The organism is Methylobacterium sp. 1A, assembly GCF_058072805.1.
In genome coordinates, this window is sequence record NZ_JBYQVE010000001.1 from 426,460 (window position 1) to 450,126 (window position 23,667).

General features: G+C 70.9%; 20 protein-coding genes. 8 read left to right on the forward strand and 12 right to left on the reverse strand.

All coding sequences use genetic code 11. The annotated features are described in order from the left end of the window. Positions 1-35 precede the first annotated feature (35 nt). On the reverse strand, positions 36-722 hold the full coding sequence (locus ACX9MN_RS02050; protein WP_020095849.1) for a LuxR C-terminal-related transcriptional regulator: 687 nt from the start codon (positions 720-722) through the stop codon (positions 36-38). A gap of 212 nt (positions 723-934) precedes the next feature. Beyond that, positions 935-1,831 carry a GGDEF domain-containing protein gene (locus ACX9MN_RS02055; protein WP_489723621.1) on the reverse strand — a complete coding sequence of 299 codons (897 nt, stop codon included), beginning with the start codon at positions 1,829-1,831 and terminating at the stop codon, positions 935-937. Between the two features lie 74 nt (positions 1,832-1,905). Between ACX9MN_RS02055 and ACX9MN_RS02060 the strand changes: the two genes are divergently transcribed. Beyond that, entirely contained in the window at positions 1,906-2,262 is a 357-nt protein-coding gene (locus ACX9MN_RS02060) for a hypothetical protein (RefSeq protein ID WP_489723622.1), read from the forward strand. On the opposite strand, the gene ACX9MN_RS02065 is transcribed toward ACX9MN_RS02060, so the two are convergent. After that, positions 2,234-2,623 carry a hypothetical protein gene (locus ACX9MN_RS02065; protein WP_489723623.1) on the reverse strand — a complete coding sequence of 130 codons (390 nt, stop codon included), beginning with the start codon at positions 2,621-2,623 and terminating at the stop codon, positions 2,234-2,236. The two genes, ACX9MN_RS02060 and ACX9MN_RS02065, sit on opposite strands and share 29 nt — an antisense overlap. Before the next feature lie 149 nt (positions 2,624-2,772). Further along, positions 2,773-3,003 carry a hypothetical protein gene (locus tag ACX9MN_RS02070; RefSeq protein ID WP_026605348.1) on the reverse strand — a complete coding sequence of 77 codons (231 nt, stop codon included), beginning with the start codon at positions 3,001-3,003 and terminating at the stop codon, positions 2,773-2,775. A 345-nt stretch (positions 3,004-3,348) separates the two neighbouring features. Here ACX9MN_RS02070 and ruvB point away from each other — a divergent pair, with 345 nt between their 5' ends. From ruvB to ybgC, 3 genes are all read left to right on the forward strand, one after another. Then, positions 3,349-4,404 carry a Holliday junction branch migration DNA helicase RuvB gene (ruvB, locus tag ACX9MN_RS02075; protein WP_042669274.1) on the forward strand — a complete coding sequence of 352 codons (1,056 nt, stop codon included), beginning with the start codon at positions 3,349-3,351 and terminating at the stop codon, positions 4,402-4,404. Between the two features lie 367 nt (positions 4,405-4,771). Continuing rightward, entirely contained in the window at positions 4,772-5,497 is a 726-nt protein-coding gene (locus ACX9MN_RS02080; protein WP_042669273.1) for a DUF4142 domain-containing protein, read from the forward strand. A gap of 90 nt (positions 5,498-5,587) precedes the next feature. Beyond that, positions 5,588-6,040, forward strand: a complete 453-nt coding sequence (gene ybgC / locus ACX9MN_RS02085) for a tol-pal system-associated acyl-CoA thioesterase (protein WP_042669272.1) — start codon at positions 5,588-5,590, stop codon at positions 6,038-6,040. Positions 6,041-6,043: 3 nt separating this feature from the next. On the opposite strand, the gene ACX9MN_RS02090 is transcribed toward ybgC, so the two are convergent. Beyond that, complete coding sequence (locus tag ACX9MN_RS02090; RefSeq protein ID WP_020093362.1) at positions 6,044-6,832, reverse strand: HpcH/HpaI aldolase family protein; 789 nt, start codon at positions 6,830-6,832, stop codon at positions 6,044-6,046. A 308-nt stretch (positions 6,833-7,140) separates the two neighbouring features. On the opposite strand from ACX9MN_RS02090, the gene tolQ reads away from it, so the two are divergent. The 4 genes from tolQ (at position 7,141) to tolB (ending at position 11,082) form a co-directional block, all read left to right on the forward strand. Beyond that, a complete protein-coding gene (gene tolQ / locus ACX9MN_RS02095) occupies positions 7,141-7,857 on the forward strand; it encodes a protein TolQ (RefSeq protein ID WP_012317751.1) in 717 nt (238 codons plus the stop codon). A gap of 27 nt (positions 7,858-7,884) precedes the next feature. Then, positions 7,885-8,331, forward strand: a complete 447-nt coding sequence (locus ACX9MN_RS02100; protein ID WP_020093363.1) for an ExbD/TolR family protein — start codon at positions 7,885-7,887, stop codon at positions 8,329-8,331. A gap of 9 nt (positions 8,332-8,340) precedes the next feature. After that, positions 8,341-9,678 carry a cell envelope integrity protein TolA gene (gene tolA / locus ACX9MN_RS02105; protein ID WP_489723624.1) on the forward strand — a complete coding sequence of 446 codons (1,338 nt, stop codon included), beginning with the start codon at positions 8,341-8,343 and terminating at the stop codon, positions 9,676-9,678. A 66-nt stretch (positions 9,679-9,744) separates the two neighbouring features. Beyond that, positions 9,745-11,082 carry a Tol-Pal system beta propeller repeat protein TolB gene (tolB, locus tag ACX9MN_RS02110; RefSeq protein ID WP_091976958.1) on the forward strand — a complete coding sequence of 446 codons (1,338 nt, stop codon included), beginning with the start codon at positions 9,745-9,747 and terminating at the stop codon, positions 11,080-11,082. A gap of 231 nt (positions 11,083-11,313) precedes the next feature. Here the strand turns inward: tolB and ACX9MN_RS02115 are convergent, their stop codons facing one another. The 7 genes from ACX9MN_RS02115 to secA all read right to left on the reverse strand — a co-directional run bounded on the left by ACX9MN_RS02115 (position 11,314) and on the right by secA (position 23,466). Beyond that, complete coding sequence (locus ACX9MN_RS02115; protein WP_489723625.1) at positions 11,314-12,546, reverse strand: MFS transporter; 1,233 nt, start codon at positions 12,544-12,546, stop codon at positions 11,314-11,316. A gap of 37 nt (positions 12,547-12,583) precedes the next feature. Then, positions 12,584-15,193 (reverse strand): sensor histidine kinase, encoded by a 2,610-nt coding sequence (locus ACX9MN_RS02120; RefSeq protein WP_489723626.1) that lies wholly within the window; start codon positions 15,191-15,193, stop codon positions 12,584-12,586. A gap of 373 nt (positions 15,194-15,566) precedes the next feature. Beyond that, on the reverse strand, positions 15,567-16,967 hold the full coding sequence (gene ahcY, locus ACX9MN_RS02125) for an adenosylhomocysteinase (protein ID WP_091679894.1): 1,401 nt from the start codon (positions 16,965-16,967) through the stop codon (positions 15,567-15,569). Between the two features lie 158 nt (positions 16,968-17,125). Then, the gene (locus tag ACX9MN_RS02130; RefSeq protein WP_056525297.1) at positions 17,126-17,530 is read right to left on the reverse strand and encodes a hypothetical protein; all 405 of its coding nucleotides are present in this window, start codon (positions 17,528-17,530) and stop codon (positions 17,126-17,128) included. A 307-nt stretch (positions 17,531-17,837) separates the two neighbouring features. Beyond that, complete coding sequence (locus ACX9MN_RS02135; protein ID WP_489723627.1) at positions 17,838-19,781, reverse strand: potassium transporter Kup; 1,944 nt, start codon at positions 19,779-19,781, stop codon at positions 17,838-17,840. Positions 19,782-19,895: 114 nt separating this feature from the next. Beyond that, complete coding sequence (gene bioD / locus ACX9MN_RS02140; protein ID WP_489723628.1) at positions 19,896-20,567, reverse strand: dethiobiotin synthase; 672 nt, start codon at positions 20,565-20,567, stop codon at positions 19,896-19,898. A gap of 7 nt (positions 20,568-20,574) precedes the next feature. Continuing rightward, positions 20,575-23,466 (reverse strand): preprotein translocase subunit SecA, encoded by a 2,892-nt coding sequence (gene secA, locus ACX9MN_RS02145; protein ID WP_489725203.1) that lies wholly within the window; start codon positions 23,464-23,466, stop codon positions 20,575-20,577. Positions 23,467-23,667 lie beyond the last annotated feature (201 nt).

The following is a 23,667-nucleotide window of genomic DNA, read 5'->3' on the forward strand; positions in this document are numbered from 1 at the left end:
GGGGGCGGTCTCGCCGAGACCGCCCGATCCCCCTCTCAGTGCCGGGACTGGTTGTCGTTGCCCGAGGACCGGTTGTCGGTGCCGCGCCGAACCTGATCGCTGGAATCGACCACGGGGGCCAGGCCGAGCTGGCGGGCCAGCGAGACCAGGTCCTTGAGCCGGCCGGTCTGGGTCTTGCGCCGCAGGTTGAGCCGGTGGGTCTCCACCGTGCGCACGCTGAGCGCCAGCCGCCGCGCGACCTCCTTGTTGCTGAACCCGGAACTCAGGAAGCGCAGCACCTCGGCCTCGCGGGGCGTCAGCCCGAGGCTCTCGCCCGCCTCCGGCGGCATCGCCACCGGCTGCTCCGGCGGGACCAGCACGTCCGAGCCCTCCGCCAGCGCCAGCAGCGCCGCGCCGAGGTCCCGCGGCGACTTGGAGCGCGCCACGAAGGCGTCGGCGCCCGCCGCCAGCAGGGCGCGGAGGTCGTCCGCCGTCAGCGCGCCGAAGGCGACCAGCGTGCGCAGCGCCGGCTGGCGCTCCTTCAGGGCGACGATGCGGGCGATCCCGTCGGCCAGCCGGATCTCGTCGAGGAAGACCAGGGCGACGCTGCTGCCGGCGTCGGCGCGGTCGAGATCGGCCTCGCCGATGGTGTGGAATTCGGGCATGTGCTCGAGGGTGGCGCGAACCGTCGCGCTCAGGTCCTCCGGCTCATCCAGGATCAGGACGCCAACGGCCGTACTCATGACCTCGCACCTCTCTCTCCCGGCTTGATACAGGCGGCCGGGATCGAAGGCGAAGTTCCAAGATCCGTTCCAGCAACAACTCGCGAATATTAAGCTTTATATTGGCCGAATCGCTCCCCAGAAACGGATACTCGGCGAATCAATGCGCCGATCTGGGACGACGGTGGGACACCGCTCGACGGACTGTGCCAATCCGGGACGGGCGGTCCGGTTCAGCCCGCGACGGCGCGGATACCCTCGCTCTGATCGGGCACCACCCGGTTCCGGCCGCCGCCCTTCGCCGCGTAGAGCGCGACATCGGCCCGCTTGACCAAGGCCTCGACGCTGTCGCCGTCGCGCCACGTGCTGACGCCGAAGCTGCAGCTCAGCGCGATCGGACCCCGCGCCCCGCGGATCCGCAGGGCCTGGACGTCGGCGCGCAGGCGCTCGGCCTGCGCCACGGCCTCCGCGAGCCCGCGGCCGGGCAGGATGACCGCGAATTCCTCGCCGCCGAGGCGTCCCGCGATCCCGGCACCGGCGATCAGCTCGGCCACGGCCTTGATCGCCACGTCGCCGACATCGTGCCCGTGCTCGTCGTTGATGCGCTTGAAGTGATCGATGTCGAGGAGGATCGCCGAGACGGCGCCGGGCCTCGGGTCTCGCGCCGCGGCGGCCCGCGCGCGCTTGAAGAAGGCACGCCGGTTGTAGGAGCCGGTCAGCGGGTCCGTCTCGGCGAGGCGGATCAGCTCCTCCTGCATGGTGGTCAGGCGCTCGGCCGCGCGCAGGCGCGCGTTCAGCTCCTCGGCGCTCGGCGGCTTCTCGATGAAGTCGTCGGCGCCGCTGTCGAGGGCCTCGGCCAAGCTGCGGACGTTGCGGGCCGACGACATGGTGATGACGTGCAGCGGCCCGCGGGATTCGGCGAGGAGCCGGGCCGACCAGCAGAGCTCGAGCCCGCAGAGCGGCCGCACCTCCAGGCTGGTGATGAGGACCCGGACCGCGGGCGTCGCCGCCAGGAACTCCAGCGCCCGCTCCGAATCCGTGAACGGGTGCACCGCGTGGCCGCGCGGCTCGATCAGGGACGCGATGATCTGCAGCACGACGCGGCTCGAGTCGACGATGACGATCTGCATGGCGTGACCCGCACCCGATATCCGCGGTGTAAGCTGGAAGGCTTAACCGCCCCCCAACGGAGCTGAACCCCGGTATGAGCGTGGCCATTACCACTCCGGATCGGCGCTATATCGTTGTCCGGGCGCGTCTGTGGCGCCGCGCGAATCCCGACCTGTCGGAAACCTGTCGGGCCGCGCTGGTGCAGCGCCTGATGGCGGCGCGCCGGGGCGTGAAGGAGGCCAAGCGGGCCGAGCGCGCGGGCGAGACGGGCGCCGCGGAGGCGCTCGCCGCCGCCAGGGCCGAGGTCGATGCGGCGAAGGTCGGACTCGGCGAGCGCGGGCCGGTCTGGTGGACGGACGGCGCGCCCGACCTCAACCGGCACCTCGTCCGCAACACGCCCTACGCGGCGTGGTTCGCGGCGCTCAGCGACGGGGAACCTGAACCGCGATGACCCGGGCCCCCGCGACCGGGTCGGCCTCGACGGCGCGCGCGCCGCGGCGGCCGTAGGGGGCGGCGTTGATCACCGTCAGGGTCGGCTCGGCCGCCGGAGCGGCCTGGATGCCGGTCACCGTCGGGACGCCGTAGGTGCCGTAGCTCCAGGGCGTGGGCACGATCTGGGTCGGGCGCGGCACGCGGGTCAGCGGGGCGCCGATATAGGTGCCCCGCACGAACTCGCCGGCAAAGCCCGGATCGGCGGCGTAACCGGGCGCGTAGGCGACCGGAGCGTAGGGATCGGTGCTCCGGAAGGTCTGCGCCGACGCGGGCGCCGCCGCCGCCAGAGCGAGCAGGGTCACGATCGTCCGGTTGGCCATGGGTCCGGCTCCGAGGGGTGTCGGCGGGCGCGGTGCGCGCCGGGTGCGGGGCCAACAGACCGGATCACCGGCCGTTCCGCGTCTCCAGTCGCGCAGAGTGCGTAACGGTCCCGTCATGCCCAGCCGATCGGCCCCCGGGTGCGCACCGGTCAGCGGCAGGTGGTGATCCGCCGGACCACCCAGCCCTCGCCCTCGATCCACAGACGGCGGCGCGCCCGGCTGCATGTGACGTCGTCCTCCCGCTCCGCCGAGACGGGATGAACCTGCGGGTTGGCCTCGGCGACCTTGGTCTCGGCCGGGCCGTTAGCGGCCTGGGCCGCGAGCGGAACGGCGAGCATGACGGTGCCGGCTGCGGCGGCAGCGATCGTACGGAGTTTCATCGGGGAGAAGCGCCCTGCGGCCATGCTTGGAGGTTTGGTCCAGGAATGCGCGGGCCGGCGGTTCGGTTGCATCCCGGTTGCGTCGATCGCGACGGCCCGTGCGCTCGCTCACATCGCCGGTGGCGCCACACGGGCTGACGCCCGGCCACGACACTTGGCCACGACACTTGGCCACGACACTTGGCCACGACACTTGGCCACGACACTTGGCCACCTTGCCCGGCCGCGGCGCTTAGACTTCCCGGCTTTCACGGGTAAGGAAGAACAAAACCGGACGCGCCGGTGCCCAGCCGTCCTGCGAGACCGCCCATCGCGGGCCGCGGCACGGTCCACGAAGCAGGGTTCATGAGCAAGTCGAAGCCTCCGACCAACGCGCTCCTGACACCGGAGAAGCGCACCGAGGACGTCGATCAGACGATCCGCCCCCTGAGCCTGTCCGAGTTCATCGGTCAGCGCGCGGCGCGGGCGAACATGCAGGTGTTCATCGAGGCGGCGAGGAAGACCGGGCAGGCGCTCGACCACGTGCTGTTCGTCGGGCCGCCGGGCCTGGGCAAGACCACGCTCGCTCAGATCGTGGCGCGCGAGCTCGGCGTGAACTTCCGCTCGACCTCCGGGCCGGTGATCGCCAAGGCCGGCGACCTGGCCGCCCAGCTCACCAACCTGGAGGAGCGCGACGTCCTGTTCATCGACGAGATCCACCGGCTCAACCCGGCGGTCGAGGAGATCCTCTACCCGGCCATGGAGGATTACCAGCTCGACCTGATCATCGGCGAGGGCCCGGCGGCGCGCTCGGTCAAGATCGAGCTGCCGAAGTTCACGCTGGTCGGCGCCACGACGCGGGCGGGGCTGCTGACGACGCCGCTGCGCGACCGGTTCGGCATCCCGATCCGGCTGGAGTTCTACGAGATCGACGAGCTGGAGCAGATCGTGGCGCGCGGCGCGCGGGTGCTGGGCTTAGGGATGTCGGCGGAGGGCGCCAACGAGATCGCCCGTCGGGCGCGGGGCACGCCGCGGATCGCGGGGCGGCTCTTGCGGCGGGTGCGGGACTTCGCGGTGGTGGCGGAGGCCGAGACGGTGACGCGGGCGATCGCCGACCGAGCGCTGCAGCTCTTGGACGTGGACGGGGCGGGTCTCGACGTGATGGACCGCAAGTACCTGAGCCTGATCGCGCGCTCGTTCGGGGGCGGGCCGGTGGGCATCGAGACAATCGGGGCGGCGCTGTCGGAGCCGCGGGACGCGATCGAGGACATCATCGAGCCCTACCTGATCCAGCGCGGCTTCGTGCAGCGCACACCCCGCGGACGCGTCCTCACCCGACACGCCTACCGGCACATGCAGATGCCGGAACCGAAGCGCGAGACGCCCGGGCAGTTCGGCTTCTTCGGTGACGGAGAGCCCTGAGGACCGGTCAACGCGTCTCCATGCATTGCATTCGGACCAGCATTTCACCGGGCACATGCACGGATCGCGCGATGCTGCGCGCGGCAGACGGGTGAGTTCCGCGTCGCGATCTCGGCAAGTCGCTGCCGTAACAGCCATTTTGTCGATCGTCTCGGAACAATATTGCCAAGCTTAGGCGGGGATCTCGTCGATCACGTAAGTGTAAAAACTGCCGGATCGCGTGGAACAGCGCCGAAACGCGACAGTTGGGGAGGCGACCGCGCCGGGTCCGCTCGGCGCCGGCAAGGCTGTCCCGATCAGGGTCCTGCCCTCCGATCGCGGCAGATCTTCGCGATCTCAAGAACAACGTCAGGGATAAACTTCCGCCATGAAGAAACTCACGCTCGCCGTGCTCGGCCTGTCCGTCGCCGCCATCTCGGCGCCCGCCTTCGCGCAGGACGCCCTGCCGATCCGCGTGCTGCCCTTCGCCAATCAGGACGGCGTCGGCGCCGCCGCGACCGAGACGCCCGCCTTCCGGGCCGAGGCGCTGCGTTCGGACGCCGCCAGCATCGAGGCGAGCCGGATCGCCCTCCAGCGGTCGCGCAACCCCCGGGTCCGCAACTACGCCAACCGCGTCCTCGTCGAGCGCAAGGCGACCACCGACGCGCTGCTGCCGCCGAACACCTCCCTCACCCGCAACGGCTCGGTGGTCTCCGACAACCAGGGCATCCGCACCGACCTGAGCAACCCGGTCGGCCTGGTGCTCGCGCCGGTGACGGTGGCCGCCAACATCGGCACCGGCATCGTCGGCGGCGCCCTCGGCGCGGTCGGCATCGTCGACAACAGCCCGGCCGAGCCGGGCCGCCGCGTGGCCCTCGGCGAGCGCGGCCAAGCGCGTCTGGCGCAGCTCCAGGCGGCCCCGAACGGCCGGGCCTTCGACCGGACCTACATCGACCAGCAGGCCCGCTCGGACGCCCGCACCCTGGCGCTCTACGACGCCTACGCCAAGCAGGGCGACAACGCTCAGGGCCGCAAGTTCGCCACCGAGGCCCTGCCCTACATCGCCGACGAGCACGCCCACTCGGCGAGCCTCGCGGCCCGCATCGGCGGCTGAGCGCCGCGCATGGCGTGATCTGCGCGAGGGCCGCCCCAGGGCGGCCCTCGTCGTGTTGCGCCGTCGCACCGCCCGTCGCTAAAGGGGCGCATGAGCGCGATCGAGCCCGCCAGTGACGGACCCGCGGAGGACGGTGCCCCGCCCCACCGGATGGGCGTGCGCGTCTACTACGAGGACACAGACTTCTCCGGCTTCGTCTACCACGCCAGCTACCTGCGCTTCCTCGAGCGCGGCCGCACCGAATTGTTGCGGGAACTCGCCGGCGACCAGTCGGACCTGCACCGCGACGCACGCGGCCTCGTCTTCGTGGTGCGGCGCATGAGCCTCGATTTCCTCCGGCCGGCCCGGATGGACGACCTGCTCACCGTCGTGACCCGCACGCGCGCCCTACGCGGCGCGTCGATGCAGCTCGCCCAGGATGTCCGACGGGGCGACGAAGTGCTGGTCTCCGCGGAGGTCACGGTCGCCTGCGTGCGGGACGGCCGCGCCGTCCGCCTCCCGGACGCGCTGCGGCGGCGGCTCGCGCCCGGCGAGGCCGCCTAGACCTCAGCCGGCCCGCGCCGGGTCGGCCTCGCAGAGCACCCGCGCGAAGGCGTTGACGATGGTCAGCGCGTCGTACTCGACCGAGACCAGCTGGTAGCCCATCCCGACCATCTCCCGGGCGCGCGCCGGCGACGGCGCGAAGGCGCAGGGAATCTTGCCCGCCGCCCGGGTCTTGCGCGCGATCTCCCCGAGGGCCGCCGTGACCGCCGATCCCAGCGGGTCGATGGCCGCCCCCTTGGACAGGGCGATCGACAGGTCGGCAGGGCCGACCAGGACGCCGTCGATGCCCGGCACGGCGAGGATCGCCTCCAGGTCGGCGATCCCCGCCTCGGTCTCGCACATGGCGATCGTGAGCGCCCGATCGTTGGCGCCCGCGAGGTAGTCCGCGCCGTTCCGGAGCCCCGAGAGCCACATGGCCCGATCCGGTCCCCAGCTCCGCTGCCCAACCGGCGGGAATTTCGCGGCCGCGGCCAGGGCCTCGGCATCCGCGACGGTGTTGATCATCGGCGCCACGACGCCGGCGGCGCCCGCGTCGAGCATCCGCGAGACCATGGCGAAGTCGCCCACCGGCACGCGCACCAGGGTCGATTTGCCGGCGAGGGCGACCTCGGTGATCGCCGCACACGACGTCTTGTAGTCGTAAGTGCCGTGCTGCTGATCCAGCAGGACGGCGTCGAAGCCGGCGCGCGCCAGGAAGCCGGCCAGCATCGGGTCGGCGATCATGGACCAGCCCAGGAACCGGGCCGGGCCGGTGGGCAGCAGATCGGGCAGGCTGGGAACGGGGAGGGTCATGCGCGTCCTGCGTATCTCAGGGCTGTCGACTCGGCGCCGTGGGCCGCGACCATACGGGAGGCGCTTTCGGCAGGTCCAGCCCGGACGGCCCGTCGGACGGCGGCACATGCCTCAGGATCGCCCGGATCGAAACCGATCCTTAACCCTGCCGCGCCCTTAACGGAGGCGATGCCACGGCGGGGCGCGGGGGCCGTCGACGGCCCTTACTTTCGACAGATTCGCGGGCGACAGCGTTGATATCGCTCACGGATCCGGCGGACGCGGGCCTCGCCCGGCGCATCGCGATCCGGAGCAGGAGACCTCGACGGATGAACCCAGCCGACGCGATGCAGGCCGCGCCTGTCGCCGACATGACGCTGCTCGGCCTGTTCCTGCAGGCCCACTTCGTCGTGAAGATCGTGATGATCGGGCTGCTCAGCGCCTCGATCTGGTGCTGGTCGATCATCGTCGACAAGACGCTGCTGTTCCGCCGGACCAAGGCCGAGATGGACGCGTTCGAGGACGCGTTCTGGTCCGGCCGCTCCCTGGAGGAGCTGTTCCGCTCGTTCAACGATCGGCCGGCCACGGGCCTCGCCGCCGTCTTCGTCGCCGCCATGCGTGAGTGGAAGCGCTCGTTCGAGGGCTCCGGCCGGCAGATCCAGTCGCTGTCGCAGCGCATCGAGAAGCAGCTCGACGTCACCATCCACCGCGAGGTCGAGCGGCTCGAGTCGCGCCTGCTGTTCCTCGCCTCGATCGGCTCGGCCGGCCCGTATATCGGCCTGTTCGGCACCGTCTGGGGCATCATGACCGCGTTCACCTCGATCGCGGCCTCGAAGAACACCTCGCTCGCGGTCGTCGCCCCCGGCATCGCCGAGGCGCTGTTCGCCACCGCCATCGGCCTGTTCGCCGCGATCCCGGCGGTGCTCGCCTACAACAAGCTCCAGGCCGAAGTCTCCAAGGCGCAGTCGCGGCTGGAGAGCTTCGCCGACGAGTTCTCCGCCATCCTCTCCCGCCAGATCGACGAGCGGCTGCCGCTCGCCGCCTGAACCGGCTGATCCAGAGGAGACCGATCCATGGGCATGGCAGCGGGCGCATCGCAGGGCGGCAAGCGCCGCCGGCGCCGGGGCCGCCGCGGCGGACCCATCAACGAGATCAACATGACGCCGTTCATCGACGTCGTGCTCGTGCTCCTGATCATCTTCATGGTCGCGGCGCCGATGATGACCGTGGGCGTGCCCCTCGACCTGCCGCAATCCAAGGCCTCGCCGCTCAATTCCGACGTGAAGCCGATCACTCTGTCGATCCGCCAGACCGGCCAGGTCTTCCTCGGCGAGGACGAGCTCACCGACGACTCGATCGTGCCGAAGCTGATGGAGACCGCCAAGACCGGGACCGAGGAGCGCGTCTTCGTCCGCGGCGACAAGCGGGTCGATTACGGTCGCGTGGCGCAGGTGATGGCGATCGTGACCGGCGGCGGCTTCAAGAAGGTCGCCCTCGTCACCGAGCCTGAGCATCAGTAGGGCCGTCCCGTGGAGTTCCGCTTCGACCGCAAGGAACCGGGTGTCTGGATCTCCGCCGGCACCCACGTCGCGCTCCTCGCGCTGGCGCTGGTCAGCGTCGCGGCCCCGGCCCTGCCGGAGGCCCAGGAGGGCGTGCCCGTCGAGGTGATCACCGAGAACCAGTTCTCCGAGATCACAAAGGGCGAGCGTCAGGCCGACAAGCCGATGCCGAACGCCACCTCGCGGGCCGACCGCAAGGCCGAGAAGCTCGAGGACCGCGAGCCCGAGAATTCCAAGCAGGACGCGCCGACCGCGCCGACCCGCACGGCCGAGATGAAGCTCGCCAACGCGGACGAGATGCCGCTGCGCGCCGAGCCCGATCCGCAGGAGGCGGCCCAGGCCGCCAAGGCGGCGGAGAAGGCGGCGCAGGAGAAGCGCGACGCCGAGAAGGCTGCCGCCAAGGCGGCCGAGAAAGCGGCCGAGAAGGCCGCCGCGGAGAAGGCTGCCGCCGCCAAGGCCGAGGCGAAGGCCAAGGCCGAGGCGGTCGCGAAGGCCGAGGCCGAGAAGCGCGAGCAGCTCGAGAAGCTGATCGAGAAGCAGGAAGCCGAGGCCGCGGCGGCCGCCCAGAAGGCCGCCGCGAAAAAGGCCGAAGCTGCCAAGGAAGCGGCCAAGGAAGCGGCCAAGAAGGCCGCCGACGCGAAGGCCAAGGCCGAGGCCGAAGCCGAGCGTCAGAAGGAGATCGCGGAGGCCAAGGCGGAAGCCGAGCGCGAGAAGGCGGAGGCCGCCGCCAAGGCGAAAGCCGAGGCCGCGAAGGCCGAGGCGGCCGCCAAAGCCGAGGCGGCCGCCAAGGCGAAGGCGAAGGCCATGGCGGACGCGAAGGCCAAGGCCGATGCCGAGGCCAAGGCGCGCAAGCAGGCCGAACTCGCCGACAAGTTCAACGCCGGCGACATCCGCTCGATGCTCGCCTCGAAGGCGCCGTCGCAGTCGACCGGCGCCACAGGCCACGCGGTGCAGAAGGTGGCGGCGCTCGGCGCGGCGACCGGCAACGCGCAGCGCCTCTCGCCGTCGCTGCGCGACGCCCTGGTCGGCCTGCTCCAGCAGCAGATCGAGCGGTGCTACTCGGCGCCCCCCGGCGCGGCCCAGGGCGTGGTCCTGCCGGTGCTCGACATCCGCCTGAACCCGAACGGCTCGCTCAGCACGGAGCCGCGGATCATGCGCGGCGGGGCGAGCGCGGTCGATCAGTCGATCGCGCAGGCCGCGCTCCGGGCGGTCCGCCGCTGCGCGCCGTACAACATTCCGGCCACCTATGCGCCGTACTACAACGACTGGAAGGCTATCAACGCGGAGTTCGAGTTCACGGCGACCTGAGGTCTTCCAGCCAGTGTCCCGCCGTCCCCGCGTTCCCGTCTGATCGTCACTCGGATCCGACCCACCATGCTGCACCTCCCCTCCGTCGGGCGCCTCCCGACGTCCTATGCCGCGCGCCTGCTCGCGCTCCTCGTGATGCTGACGGGCCTCCTGGCGGGGCCGGCCCAGGCGCAGCTGCAGCTGCGCATCGGCGGCGGCAACTTCCAGCCGATGCCCATCGCCATCGCGGATTTCGGCGGCGACCCGAGCCTCGCGGGCCTCGTCTCCGGCGTGGTCACCAACGACCTGCGCCGCTCCGGCTACTTCACGCCGCTCGACCACGCCCGCTTCCCCGAGCAGCCGAACTTCGACGCCGCGCCGAACTTCGAGAAGTGGCGCGCCACCGGCGTGCAGGGCCTCGTCACCGGCCGGGTCGTCCGCGAGGGCGGCCGGGTCAAGGTCGAGTTCCGGCTCTGGGACGTGACCAACGGCCAGCAGATGACCGGCCAGCAATACGGCACCGACGCCGCCAACGTCCGGCGCACCGGCCACCTGATCGCCGACGGGGTCTACACCAAGATCACCGGCCTCGGGCCCTGGTTCGACAGCCGCATCGCCTTCGTGGACGAGACCGGCCCCAAGGAGAACCGCCGCAAGCGCCTGATGGTCATGGACCAGGACGGCGCCAATGTCCGGGCGATCACCACCGGCGAGATGTCGATCGTGGCCCCGCGCTACTCGCCGGCCACGCAGGACATCGCCTTCATGGCCCAGGCCACCGGCCACCAGCCGCGGGTGCAGATGATCAACCTGGAGACCGGCTCCCGCCAGGCGCTCGGCAACGTCGATTCGATGAGCGCGAGCCCGCGCTTCTCGCCGGACGGCCGCAAGATCGTGATGAGCGTCCAGCAGGGCGGCAACGCCGACATCGTCACGATGGACCTCGCCTCGAAGGCCCAGCGCTCGATCACCAACGGCATGGCGATCGACACCTCGCCGACCTACTCGCCGGACGGGTCGCAGATCGCCTTCGAGTCCGACCGCGGCGGCTCCCAGCAGGTCTACGTGATGGGGGCGGACGGCTCGAACCCGCACCGGATCACCTTCGGCCCCGGCTCGGCCTCGCAGCCGGCCTTCTCGCCCCGAGGCGACCTGATCGCCTACACCCGCCAGCGCAACGGCGGCTTCGCCATCTGCGTCTCGAAGCCCGACGGCTCGGGCGAGCGCGTGCTCACCGAGGGCTTCCACAACGAGGGCCCGACCTTCGCGCCGAACGGCCAGTACGTGCTGTTCTTCCGCGATCCGGGCGGCCAGGGCGGCGGCAAGCTGTTCATGGTCGACATCACCGGCAAGGTGGAGCAGCCGGTCCCGACGCCCGCCTACGCGTCCGACCCGACCTGGTCGCCGCTGCTGTCGGGCCGCTGAGCCCGTCGCGGAGCCCGTCGCGGAGCCCGGCTCACGAGGCGGGCTCCGGGGCCGTTCCCGATTCTGGTGGAACGGTTCGGCAGGACGGCGGCTCCAATCGAGAGAGCTGCGCCTTACCCCTCCCCCACACGGGAGAGGGGACCCGCGTTTCGTGCGGCGCCGGCTCGCGGGGCCACGATCGCCACGGCCGTCATCCGGGACGCGTCGCGTCCCGAGCCGCGCGACGGCGCGCTAGCCCTGCACCATCAGCCGGTCGCGCGCCTTCAACGCCGGGAAGAGCCTGCCCCAGAGCAGCGCGACCCCGACCGTCGCGGCCCCGCCGACCACCACCGCCGGGACCGCGCCGATCGCGGCGGCGAGCAGCCCCGATTCGAACTCGCCGAGCTCGTTCGAGGCGCCGATGAACACCGTGTTCACCGCCGAGACGCGGCCGCGCATCGCGTCCGGCGTCTCGCCCTGCACGAAGGTCTGGCGCACGTAGACCGAGATCATGTCGGCGGCGCCCGTGACGAACAGGCAGGCCATCGATAGCGGCAGCGACGTCGACAGCCCGAACGCGACCGTGGCGGCCCCGAACACCGCGGCGGCGCGGAGCATGCGAACGCCCGCGTGGCGCCGCAGGGGGTAGTTCGCCAGCAGCACCGCCATGGCGACAGCCCCGAAGGCCGGCATGCTCCGGAGCGCGCCGAGGCCGAGCGGGCCGACGTGCAAGACCTCCGCGGCGTAGATCGGCAGCAGCGCCGTGGCGCCGCCGAGCAGCACCGTGAACAGGTCGAGGCTGATCGCCCCGAGCACCACCGGCTGGGAGCGGATGTAGTCGATCCCGGCCGAGAGCGCCGCCCAGGTGATCGGCGGCCGCTCGCTCACCGCCGCCGGCCGGTAGCGGATCAGCAGGGTCAGGGCGCTGGCCAGGGCGAAGCTGCCCCCTGCGCCACCGAACACGACGGCGGGTCCGAGGGCGTAGAGGAAGCCGCCGAGCGCCGGCCCCATCACCGACGCGCTCTGCCAGAGGGACGCGTTCCACGCGATCGCCGAGCCGAAAAGCGGCCCGGGCACCAGGGTCGGGAGCAGCGCCTGCAGGGCCGGGTTGGCGAAGGCCCGGGCTGTGCCGACGACGATGACTAGGGCGTATATCGGCCAGACGGAGTGCACGCTCGCGAGGGCGCAGGCGAGGAGGCCGAGGCTCGCGGCGCTCTGGAGCGCGAAGGCGGCGGCGCCGACGAGGCGCCGGTCGTAGGCGTCGGCGACGTGGCCGGTGATCAGCGCGCACAGCACCGCCGGCAGGAAGCCCGCGAGGCCCACCAGGCCCAGCGCCAGGGCGGAATGGGTCAGGTCGTAGACGTACCAGCCGATCGCCACCGCCTGCATCTGGTAGGCGAGGCCCGTGAGGAACCGGGCCGAGCCGAACAGGCGGAAGTCGCCGATGCCGAAGACGGCCCAGCCGGAACGATCATGCGCGGACATGCCTCCTGCTGCGCGGGACCGGCCGCGGAATCAAGCGCTACGGTGACGTTCGCCGGTCGGATGTCGGCGGCTCCGGCCTGCTCGACTGCAGCGTCAGGGTCGGCTTGCGCGGCGGCGGCGGCGGCGGCGGAGGCGGCGACAGGACGGGCGGCTCGGGTTCGAGCGGCGGCGCGCGCCGGCCCTCGCCCGCGAGGTCGGTGGGGAACGTGCAGGTGACGCGGGTGCCGCTGCCCGGCGCGGTCTCCAGCTGCACCCGTCCCCCGTGCAGCTCGACGAAGGAGCGCACGATCGACAGGCCGAGGCCGACGCCCCGGTGGCGGGTTCCGAGGGTGTGGCTCTCGAAGCGGTTGAACACCGAATCGGCGATCTCGGGGGGCATGCCCCGGCCGTGGTCGCGCACGCTGAGGAGAAGCTCCTGCGCGGTCCGGCGGGCATGGACCTCCACGCGCTGGCCGGCATCCGAGAAGCCGACGGCGTTCGAGAGCAGGTTGAACAGGATCTGGCGCACCCGCTTCCCGTCGGCGTGGACGCTGCCGATATCCTCCGGCACGTCGAGGGCGAGGGTGATGTGCGATTCGGCGAGCCGGTCCTCGATGCCGCGGACGGCGGCCTCGACGGTGGCCTGGACGTCGACCTCCTCCCGCTGCAGCTCCAGCGAGCCGGCGTCGATCGAGGCGAGGTCGAGGATGTCGTTGATGATGACGAGCAGCGCCGCAGAGGAGCGCATGATGTGGTCGGAATACTCGCGCTGGCGCTCGTTGAGCGCGCCGACGGTCTCGTCGCCGAGAAGCTGGGTGAAGCCGATGATGTTGGTGAGCGGGGAGCGCAGCTCGTAGGAGACGTGGTGCACGAAGGTGTCGCGCAGCTGCGCGGCTTTCTCCAGGGCATCGTTCTTCTCGGTGAGCGCCCGCTCGACGTTCACACTCGCCGTGACGTCGATCAGGGTCAGGAGCGTCGCGCCCTCCGGGAGCGGCTGCGCGGCGCAGTCGAGCACGGTGCCGTCGACCACCTCGAGGCGGCACGTCCGGGCCGTGCGCGATTCGAGGCCGACCACCGCGTCGCGGATGTCGAGCCACGGCTCCTCGACGGGGGCGAGCGCCCGGCAGGCGGCGATCACCGCGTCCACGTGCGGGCGCTCCTCGATCATCTCCGGGTCGAGCCGCCAAACGGTGAAGAAGGCGCGGTTGGCGAGGGACAGGCGCCCGTCCGCGCCGAACACGGCCACCGGCTCGGCCAGCGTATCCAGGGTCTCGGCCTGCAGGCGGCGCAGGGCGTTGTAGCGGGACTCGGCGTTCAGGCGGTCGGAGACGTCGTCGAACAGGTAGGTCAGGCCGCCCTGCGGGTTCGGGTCCGCGACCACGCGCAGGGTTCGGCCGTCGGGCAGGTACCACCAGGTCTGGTTCGCCTCCGCGGCCCGGTAGGCGGACAGCACGCCCTGCTTCCAGCCGCGGAAATCCGCGTGCTCCTCGAGCTTCCGCTCCGCCCGCAGGTGGTCGAGGATCTCGCCGTCGGAGGGCCGGCCGTCGAGGAAGGCCTGGTCGAGGTCCCAGAGCTGCCGGTAGGCGGCGTTGTGGAAGATCAGCCGCTGCGACACGTCGAACATCGCGACCGCGGTCGGCAGCTGGTCCAGGGTCCGCACGTTGGCGTTCATCTGCCGCTGCAGGTCGGCGCGGACGCTCTCGAGTTCCGACACGTCGATGGCGATGCCGACGCGGCCGGTCTCCAGCCCGGTCTCGAATACGTCGAGCATCCGCCGGTTCCCGGCCACGATGGCCGAGAGGCGCGGGACGCTCCGGGTCAGGCCGGCGAACCGGGCCGCCTCCTCGCGGGCGATCGTCTCGCGGGCCGGCCGGTCGAACAGCTCCAGGCCGGCATCGAGGGCGGCCTCGCGGCTCTCCGCCTCGACCGCCGCCACGTAGGCGGCGTTGATCCAGCTCAGACCACCGTCGCGGTTGCGCCGCCAGACCGGCTGGGGGATCGCGTCGAGGAGCCCCGACAGGGCCGAGAGTCCCCGGCGGCTCTCGTCCAGGGTCGCGCGCAGGTCGGCGATCTCGCAGCGCTCCTGGCTGGTCTCGCGCAGGCGCAGGAGCGCCCGCCCCGCCACGGCCTGCCCGTGGGCCTCGATGTTGCGGCCGGTCTGGGTCCGCAGGCTCAGCGCGAAGCTGGTGCCGCGCGCCCGCAGGGTCTCCACGGCGGTCTCGACGGCGGCCGCGTCCGCGGCGACGAGCCACGTGCCGAAGGCCAGGACGCGGCGGGCGTAGCCGGAGGTCGGCCGCTCGCCGTGGATCGCGAGGCTGATGTCGCCCTCGACCACCGGCTCGCTGCGATGATCCCAGGTGACGATGATCTGCCGCTCGGCGTTGAGGAGCATCTCGGCCCGGTCATGGGCGCCGCGCAGGACGTCGAGGGTCGCGGCGAGCTCGCGCTCGCGGCGGGTCCACCGGCCGCGCTCGTAGAGGTGGAGGAGCGACAGGATCACCGCGAAGGCGACGAGGCCGCCGAAGATCGCCAGGGCGGCCACGCTGTGGATCTCCCGCGCGGGATGCGCGGCGGTGGCCTCCGGCAGCTCGGCGAAGGCCGCGCTCGCCGTCGTCAGCGCGAGCGCGCCCACGCCGATCCGAACGTGTGTCGCACGACCGACACCCATGGTTTGCCCCGCCCCCGTACCCGATGGCTGTCCGACCGGCGCGCGTCGCCGCGCGGCGCAGAAGGCACCGTTCCCGCGGCGATTCTCCCGAACCGCCGCAGCCCCATCGATCTAAGATTCGCCCGCACTCTAGGTGCGGCGGAATCGCCCCGGAAGGGGAACGAAGCGTGGCTTTGGGCAAAGTCGGCATAATCAGCCGTTAACGACACACAGAAGACACAGTTCGATTCGGCCGTCTGCGCTTGACAAACGAGAAGGCCCGGCGCAGCGCGCCGGGCCTCCAAGTCTCTCCACCGGGCCGCGCCGCCGGATCGCGGCGGCACGGGGTGCCGGCCCCGGAAACGAGGCCGTCCGCGCCACCGGCGATGCGGGCTCAGTAGCGGTAGTGCTCGGGCTTGAACGGGCCGCTCTCGGAGACGCCGATATAGGCGGCCTGATCGGGGCGGAGCTTCGAGAGCTTCACGCCGATCTTCTCCAGATGCAGGGCGGCGACCTTCTCGTCGAGGGTCTTCGGCAGGGTGTAGACCTGCTTCTGGTACTTGCCCGGGTTGGACCAGAGCTCAATCTGGGCCAGCGTCTGGTTGGTGAACGAGGCCGACATCACGAAGGACGGGTGACCGGTGGCGTTGCCGAGGTTCACCAGGCGACCCTCCGACAGGAGGATGATGCGGTGGCCGTCCGCGAAGGTGATCTCGTCCACCTGCGGCTTGATGTTCGACCACTTGAGGTTCTTCAGGCCGGCGACCTGAATCTCGTTGTCGAAGTGGCCGATGTTGCAGACGATCGCCCGGTCCTTCATCGCCCGCATGTGGTCGATGGTGATGATGTCCTTGTTGCCCGTGGCGGTGACGAAGATGTCGGCGCGCGGGGCCGCATCCTCCATGGTCACGACCTCGTAGCCCTCCATCGCGGCCTGGAGTGCGCAGATCGGGTCGATCTCCGACACGAGCACGCGGCAGCCGGCGTTGCGCAGGGACGCGGCCGAACCCTTGCCCACGTCGCCGAAGCCCGCGACCATCGCGACCTTGCCGGCCATCATCACGTCGGTGCCGCGGCGGATGCCGTCGACCAGCGACTCCTTGCAGCCGTACAGGTTGTCGAACTTCGACTTGGTGACCGAGTCGTTCACGTTGATCGCCGGGAAGAGCAGCTTGCCCTCCTTGGCCAGCACGTAGAGGCGGTGGACGCCCGTGGTGGTCTCCTCGGAGACGCCCTTGATGCTGTCGGCGAGGCCGGCGAACCAGCCCTTCGGCTTCTCGGCGAGCTTGCGCTTGAGGAGCGCGAAGAAGACCTCCTCCTCCTCGCTCTCCGGCTTGTCGAGGAACGCGGTGTCGCCGTTCTCGGCGCGCAGGCCGAGATGGACGAACATGGTCGCGTCGCCGCCGTCGTCGAGGATCATGTTCGGCATGCCGCCGTCGTGCCAGTCGAACAGGCGCGAGGTGTAGTCCCAGTACTCCTCCAGGGTCTCGCCCTTCACGGCGAAGACCGGGATGCCGGCGGCCGCGATGGCGGCGGCGGCGTGGTCCTGGGTCGAGTAGATGTTGCACGAGACCCAGCGGATGTCGGCGCCGAGCGCCTTCAGGGTCTCGATCAGCACAGCGGTCTGGATCGTCATGTGGAGCGAGCCGGCGATCTTCGCGCCCTTCAGGGGCTGCGCGGCGCCGTACTCCTCGCGGACCGCCATCAGGCCCGGCATCTCCGTCTCGGCGATCGAGATCTCCTTCCGGCCGTAATCGGCCAGCCCGATATCCTTGACGATGTAATCCTTGGCCATGAGTCGATGGCTCCGTGTTCGCGTTGCGGGTCGGGGCAACCCCCTACCACCGCGCGGCCTACGAAGCAATCAAGACATAAAGATGTCTTTATGCGTTCTGATCGGCGGGGCGGCCGTGCGAACGCCCGCCCCGCTCCGGATCAGGTCCCGCCCGCCGCTCAGCGGGTCGGCCTCGCCAGCCACCCGAGGCCGAACGCGACGGCGGCCACCAGGGCGAGGGTCGTGCCGCGGTTCTCGTCCGCGCGCGCCGCGAGGGTGCGCCCGTGGCGCACGGCGCGGTCGCGGTAGTGCTGGCCGCGCTCGAGCGCTTCGTCTGCCAGGGCGTGCCCGCGCTCGCTGGCGTCGCGGAACCGAGCGCGCCCCTCCTCGACGAGGTGCTCGCCGCCGTCGCGCAGGTCGCGGACCGTATCCCGGGCCTCGCCGTAGGCGTACTGGGCAGCGCCGGCGGCCTGATCGTAGGCGCCGTCGAGCTGGTCGACGGCCCGGCCGCGCACCGCGCCCGCCGCCGTCTTGATCCGGCCGCGCAGATGGCGAACGCCGCCCTCGAGGTGATCCCTGTTCATGCTGTCTCTCCATTCCGGCGCGCACCCCGGGGGCGCGACGCCTGCGTCGGGGCGGAACGACGGCGGAAGGCTACGGTTCCCTGAGGAGCGGCGGAACGGCCTCAAGTTTCCGTGCATCGGCGAGCCGGCGCTGGAAACAGGTCCGGACCGGCGCAGCGTCCAGGAGGGGCGCGGCGTCAATCGCCGGGATCAGATCGAGGCACATCGCGGCCGGGCGGGTGCTCCGATCTCTGCGCACGACTCCGCCTGTTCTGGACCGCGCCGCCGCGGTGACTTGCCGGGCGGCGGGAATGTCTCGGGCCGGGGCCTAGATCTCGATCTCGGTGCCGACCTCGACGACTTGCCGGGTCGGCACCCCGAAGAAGGCGCCGGTGCGCTCGGCGTTGCGCTGCATGAAGGCGAACAGGTTCTCCCGCCAGGGCGCCATGCCCCGCTTGTCCCGTCGCGGGATGATCGTCTCGTGCCCGACGAAGACGGTCATGTCGTCGAGGACGTGCGGCGGCAGGTGGCGCGATTCCACCGCGCAGGCCAGCCCCTCGGGGATCGAGGCCTCCTCCATGAAGCCGTAGCGGAGGATCACCCGGTAGAAATCCGGCGCCAGGATCGTCACGTGGGCGCGCCGGTCCCGCGGGACGGTGGGCGTCTCCTCGTAGAGCGCCGTGATGATCAGGATGCGCTCCATCAGGGCGTGGTTGCGCTCGACGAAGCGCGAGAGATGCAGCGGGATGCCGTGCTCGGCCGCCGAGAGGAACGCGGCCGTGCCCGGTAGCCGCAGCAGGTCACGGTGCTGGAGACCGCCGAGGAAGACGTCCTCCGGCAGGCGCAGGGCGGCCCTCGCCTCCTCGACCAGCTCGTTTCCCTTCTTCCAGGTCAGCATCATCGCGGCGACGAGCCCGGCGAGCACCAGGGGAAACCAGCCGCCCTCGAGGATCTTCACGCTGTTGGCGGCGAAGAACACGAGGTCGATGGCGAGGAAGAATCCGTTGACCGCGAAGACCAGGATCGGGTTGTAGCCCCAGCGGAGCGCGATCAGCGCGGCGAGCAGCGTGGTGATGCCCATCAGCATCGAGACCGCGATGCCGTAGGCGCCGGCCAGGGCGTCGGAGGAGCCGAAGACCACCACGGCCGTCAGGGTCGCCACGGCGAGCAGCCAGTTCACCGCCGGCACGTAGATCTGGCCGCGCTCCTCGTGCGCCGTCTGGACGATGCGCATGGCCGGCAGGAAGCCGAGCTGGACCGATTGCTGGGTCAGGGAGAACACGCCCGAGATGATCGCCTGCGAGGCGATGATGGTCGCCATCGTGGCGAGCGCCACCAGGGGCAGATGGCCCCAGTCGGGGCTGAGGCGGAAGAACGGGTTCTCCAGGGCGTCGGGCGCGGCGATCAGCAGGGCGCCCTGGCCGAAATAGTTGAGCACCAGCGCCGGCAGGACCAGCGCGAACCACGCGATGCGGATCGGCAGGGCGCCGAAATGGCCGAGATCGGCGTACATCGCCTCGCCGCCGGTCACCGCCAGGAAGGCCGCGCCGAGCATCGCGAAGCTGACGTGCCAGCCGGCATGGAGCATGAAATCGACGGCCCGGAACGGGTTGGCCGCCGCCAGAATCTCGGGCTTGGCGACGATCCCGGCGATCCCGAGGAGCCCGAGGACAACGAACCAGACGAGCATGACCGGTCCGAACACCCGGCCGATGGCGGCGACGCCCTTGTGCTGGACCAGGAACAGACCGACCAGGATCACCAGCGTGATCGGCACGACGTACGGCCCGAGTGACGGCGCGTCGACCTTCAGGCCCTCGATCGCCGAGAGCACCGAGATCGCCGGCGTGATCGCGCCGTCACCGTAGAGCAGCGCCGCGCCCACCAGCCCGACCACCAGGAGCAGCGCCTTCCACGTGCCAGGCCGGGCCTGACGGGCGCCGAGCAGCGCCAGCATGGCGACGATGCCGCCCTCACCCCGGTTGTCGGCGCGCAGGATCAGCACCGCGTATTTCAGCGACACGATCAGGATCAGTGACCACAGGATCAGCGACACCGCGCCGGTGGCCGCCGCAGCAACCGAGGCGCCGCCGGCGGTCGCGGCCTTCACGGCCTCCTTGAACGCGTAGAGCGGGCTCGTGCCGATATCGCCGTACACGACACCCAGCGCGCCGAAGACGAGGGCCGGCCGGAGCCTGTCGCGCGCCGCTCCCGCGTCGACCGGGCCGGTCTCGGATCGGGGACTCGCCGTCGGGGCAAGGGTCTGGCTCACCGCAGGATTCCCCCACGGCGCCACCCGGCCTCGACCATTCGTGCGCCGGGCGCGACGCCGCAGCGGTAAAGCTAGGGGCAGCGGCCGCGCCGTCCAGCGACGCTGTCGCGGCGCTCAGATCGAGCCGGTCAGCCCCTCCGGGCAGGCGTCGCCACGGCGCAGACAGAATACGGGCGCGCCGGCATGACGGGCGATGGCCGCGGCCACGGTCGCGGCGGGCGCCGGCGCGCCCGGGCTCTCGCTGACCACCACCGCGCGCAGCGACACATCGTGGAGCCGCAGGGTCTCGCAGGCCGTGAGCGCGTGGCTGATCGCCCCGAGATAGCTCCCCGAGACGAGGAGCGCCGGGACGCCGAGCGCGCGGAGCCAGTCCAGGCCAGTGGCGGCCTCCGTGACCGGGCTCATGAGCCCGCCGACACCCTCGATCAGCAGCGTGTCCTGGGTGCGGGCGATCTCAGCCCGGCACCAGCCGACGAGGTCGGCGAGGTCCAGGGTGCGCCCCTCCAGCACGGCGGCCTGATCCGGCGAGAGCGGTGCCGAGAACCGCCAGGGCGAGCAGGCCTCCACGGCCTCCTCGTCCAGGGCGAGCCCCTGCGCGTCCAGCAGCCGGGCGGTGTCGCTCTCGACGAAGCCGGGATCGCTCAGCGGCGGGACACCGCTCGCGAGCGGCTTCACCGTCCGCACCGTCCGGCCCTGAGCCCGCAGGCGGCGGGTCAGGGCGGCGGTGACGTAGGTCTTGCCGATCTCGGTCCCGGCCCCGGCGATGAACAGCGCCCGCGCGGGCATCCCCGCCTCAGGCCTGGAGGCTGCCGTGGCAGTGCTTGTACTTCTTGCCCGAGCCGCACGGGCACGGCTCGTTGCGGCCGACGCGGCCCCAGGTGGCGGCGTCGGTCGGGTCGCGCTCCAGCACGGCGCCGTCCGCCGTGAGGCCCTGGGCGGCGAAGCCGTAGGCCGGCCCCCCGCCGCCGTCGCTGCCCGAGCCGAGACCGGCGTAGTCCATCTCGTTCTCGCCGGTGACCGGGTCGAGATGCTGGGCGAACATCGGCGGCAGCGCCGGACCGCCGGGCGGGTACTCCTCCTGCGGCTCCTGCATCATGATCTCGACCCGCGAGAGCTGCGCGGTCACCTGCTCGCGCAGGGCGGTCACGAGACCGTTGAACAGGTCGAAGGCCTCGGACTTGTACTCGTTCAGCGGGTCCCGCTGGGCGAAGCCGCGCCAGCCGATCACCTGCCGGAGGTGGTCCAGCGTCACGAGGTGCTCGCGCCAGAGATGGTCGAGCGTCTGCAGGAGGACCTGCTTCTCGATATAGGCCGTGACCTCGGCGCCGTTCTTCTCGGTCCGCTCGGCGTAGGCGGTCTCGGCCGCCTTGAGCAGGCGCTCGCGCATCTCCTCGTCGGCGATGCCCTCCTCCTTGGCCCAGTCCTCGACCGGCACGTCGAGGTTGAGGATCTCCTTCACCTGCTCGCGCAGGCCGGCTACGTCCCACTGCTCGGCGTAGGCGTTCTCCGGGATGTGGCGGGCGACGAGGTCGTCGATCACGCCCTCGCGCATCTCGTCCACGGTCTCGCGGACGCTGTCCTGGCCCATGAAGTCGCGGCGCTGCTCGAACACGACCTTGCGCTGGTCGTTCATGACGTTGTCGTACTTGAGCACGTTCTTGCGCATGTCGAAGTTGCGCGCCTCGACCTTCTGCTGCGCCTTCTCGATGGCCTTGTTGATCCAGGGGTGGATGATCGCCTCGCCCTGCTCCAGGCCGAGCTTCTGCAGCATCCCGTCCATGCGGTCGGAGCCGAAGATGCGCATCAGGTCGTCCTGAAGCGACAGGTAGAACTTCGAGCGGCCGGGATCGCCCTGGCGTCCGGAGCGGCCGCGGAGCTGGTTGTCGATGCGCCGCGATTCGTGACGCTCGGTGCCGATGATGTAGAGGCCGCCGGGCAGCGCCTTCTTGCGGCCCGCCTCCGGATCGGCCGGCTCGCCCGAGGCCAGCACCTTGGTGCGGTTCTCGGCGATCTCCGCCTTGATCGCCGCGATGGCGGCGTCGCGCTCCGGACCGTCGGCGAGGTGGCCCAGCTCCTTCTCGATCCGCATCTCGAGGTTGCCGCCGAGTTTGATGTCGGTGCCGCGGCCGGCCATGTTGGTGGCGATGGTGATCGCGCCCGGCACGCCCGCCTCGGCCACGATGTAGGCCTCCTGCTCGTGGAAGCGGGCGTTGAGCACGGCGAAGCGCTTGGTCACCCGGCCCTCGCGGGCGGCGGCGTAGACGTCGGTCAGCGCGTTCGGGTCGGAGTAGTCGAGCAGGCTGTAGCCGGCCTTCTTGAGCATCTCGGCGAGGTGCTCCGACTTCTCGATCGAGCCGGTGCCGACCAGGATCGGCTGGTGGCGCGCATGCGCCTTGTCGATCTCGGCGATGATGCCCTCGTACTTCTCGCCGACGGTCCGGTAGACCTCGTCGTCCTCGTCGACGCGCTCGACCTCCTTGTTGGTCGGGATGTCGACCACGTCGAGCTTGTAGATCTCGGCGAACTCGTCGGCCTCGGTCGAGGCGGTTCCGGTCATGCCGGCGAGCTTCTTGTAGAGGCGGAAGTAGTTCTGGAAGGTGATCGAGGCGAGCGTCTGGTTCTCGGGCTGGATCGTGACCCGCTCCTTGGCCTCCAGCGCCTGGTGCAGGCCTTCCGAGTAGCGCCGGCCCTGCATCATGCGGCCGGTGAACTCGTCGATGATCACCACTTCGTCGTTCTTGACGATGTAGTCCTTGTCGCGGGTGAACAGCGTGTGGGCGCGCAGGGCCTGGTTCACGTGGTGGACCAGCGTGACGTTGTGGGCGTCGTAGAGGTCGCCCTCTTTCAGGAGGCCCGCCTCGCGCATCGCCTCCTCGATGAACTCGTTGCCCTCCTCGGTCAGCGAGACCGTGCGCTGCTTCTCGTCGAGGTCGTAGAACTCCTTGCGCAGGCGCGGCATCAGCGCGTCGACCGCCACGTAGAGTTCCGACCGGTCATCCACCGGCCCTGAGATGATCAGCGGCGTGCGCGCCTCGTCGATCAGGATCGAATCGACCTCGTCGACGATCGCGAAGTTGTGCCCGCGCTGTGCCAGCTGGGACAGCTCGTACTTCATGTTGTCGCGCAGGTAGTCGAAGCCGTACTCGTTGTTGGTGCCGTAGGTGATGTCGCAGGCGTAGGCCTCCTTGCGCTGCGCATCGTCGAGCCCGTGCACGATCGTGCCGACGGAGAGGCCCAGGAACCGGTAGACCTGACCCATCCAATCGGCGTCGCGCGAGGCGAGGTAGTCGTTCACGGTGACGACGTGGACGCCCTTGCCCTCCAGGGCATTGAGGTAGACCGGCAGCGTCGCCACCAGGGTCTTGCCCTCGCCGGTCTTCATCTCGGCGATGCCGCCCTCGTGGAGCACCATGCCGCCGATGAGCTGCACGTCGAAGTGGCGCTGGCCGAAGACGCGCTTGGCCGCCTCGCGCACCGTGGCGAAGGCCGGCACGAGGATGTCGTCGAGACTCTTGCCGTTGGCGAGTTCGGCCTTCAGCATGTCGGTGCGGGCGCGCAGGGCCTCGTCCGAGAGGGCCTGGATCTCCGGTTCCAGCGCGTTGATCTGCGCGACGCGCGGGCGGTAGCCCTTGACGCGGCGGTCGTTCGAGGAGCCGAAAATCTTCTTGGCGATGGAGCCGAGCATCATAGACCTGCGGACGCGCGAGCCCGCCCACGGGTGAGCGTGGCGGGCCGGCCTGGACGGAGTTGGCCGGGCTTATAGAGGTAAACATCGCCCGGCGCACCTGGAAGGGGCAGCCCTCAACGCATGCCGGTACGGTCACGGTTCCGGCACCGGTGAAATGGCCGCGCTTGCCTTCTCGCCCGACGCGGGCCACCTGTGCCG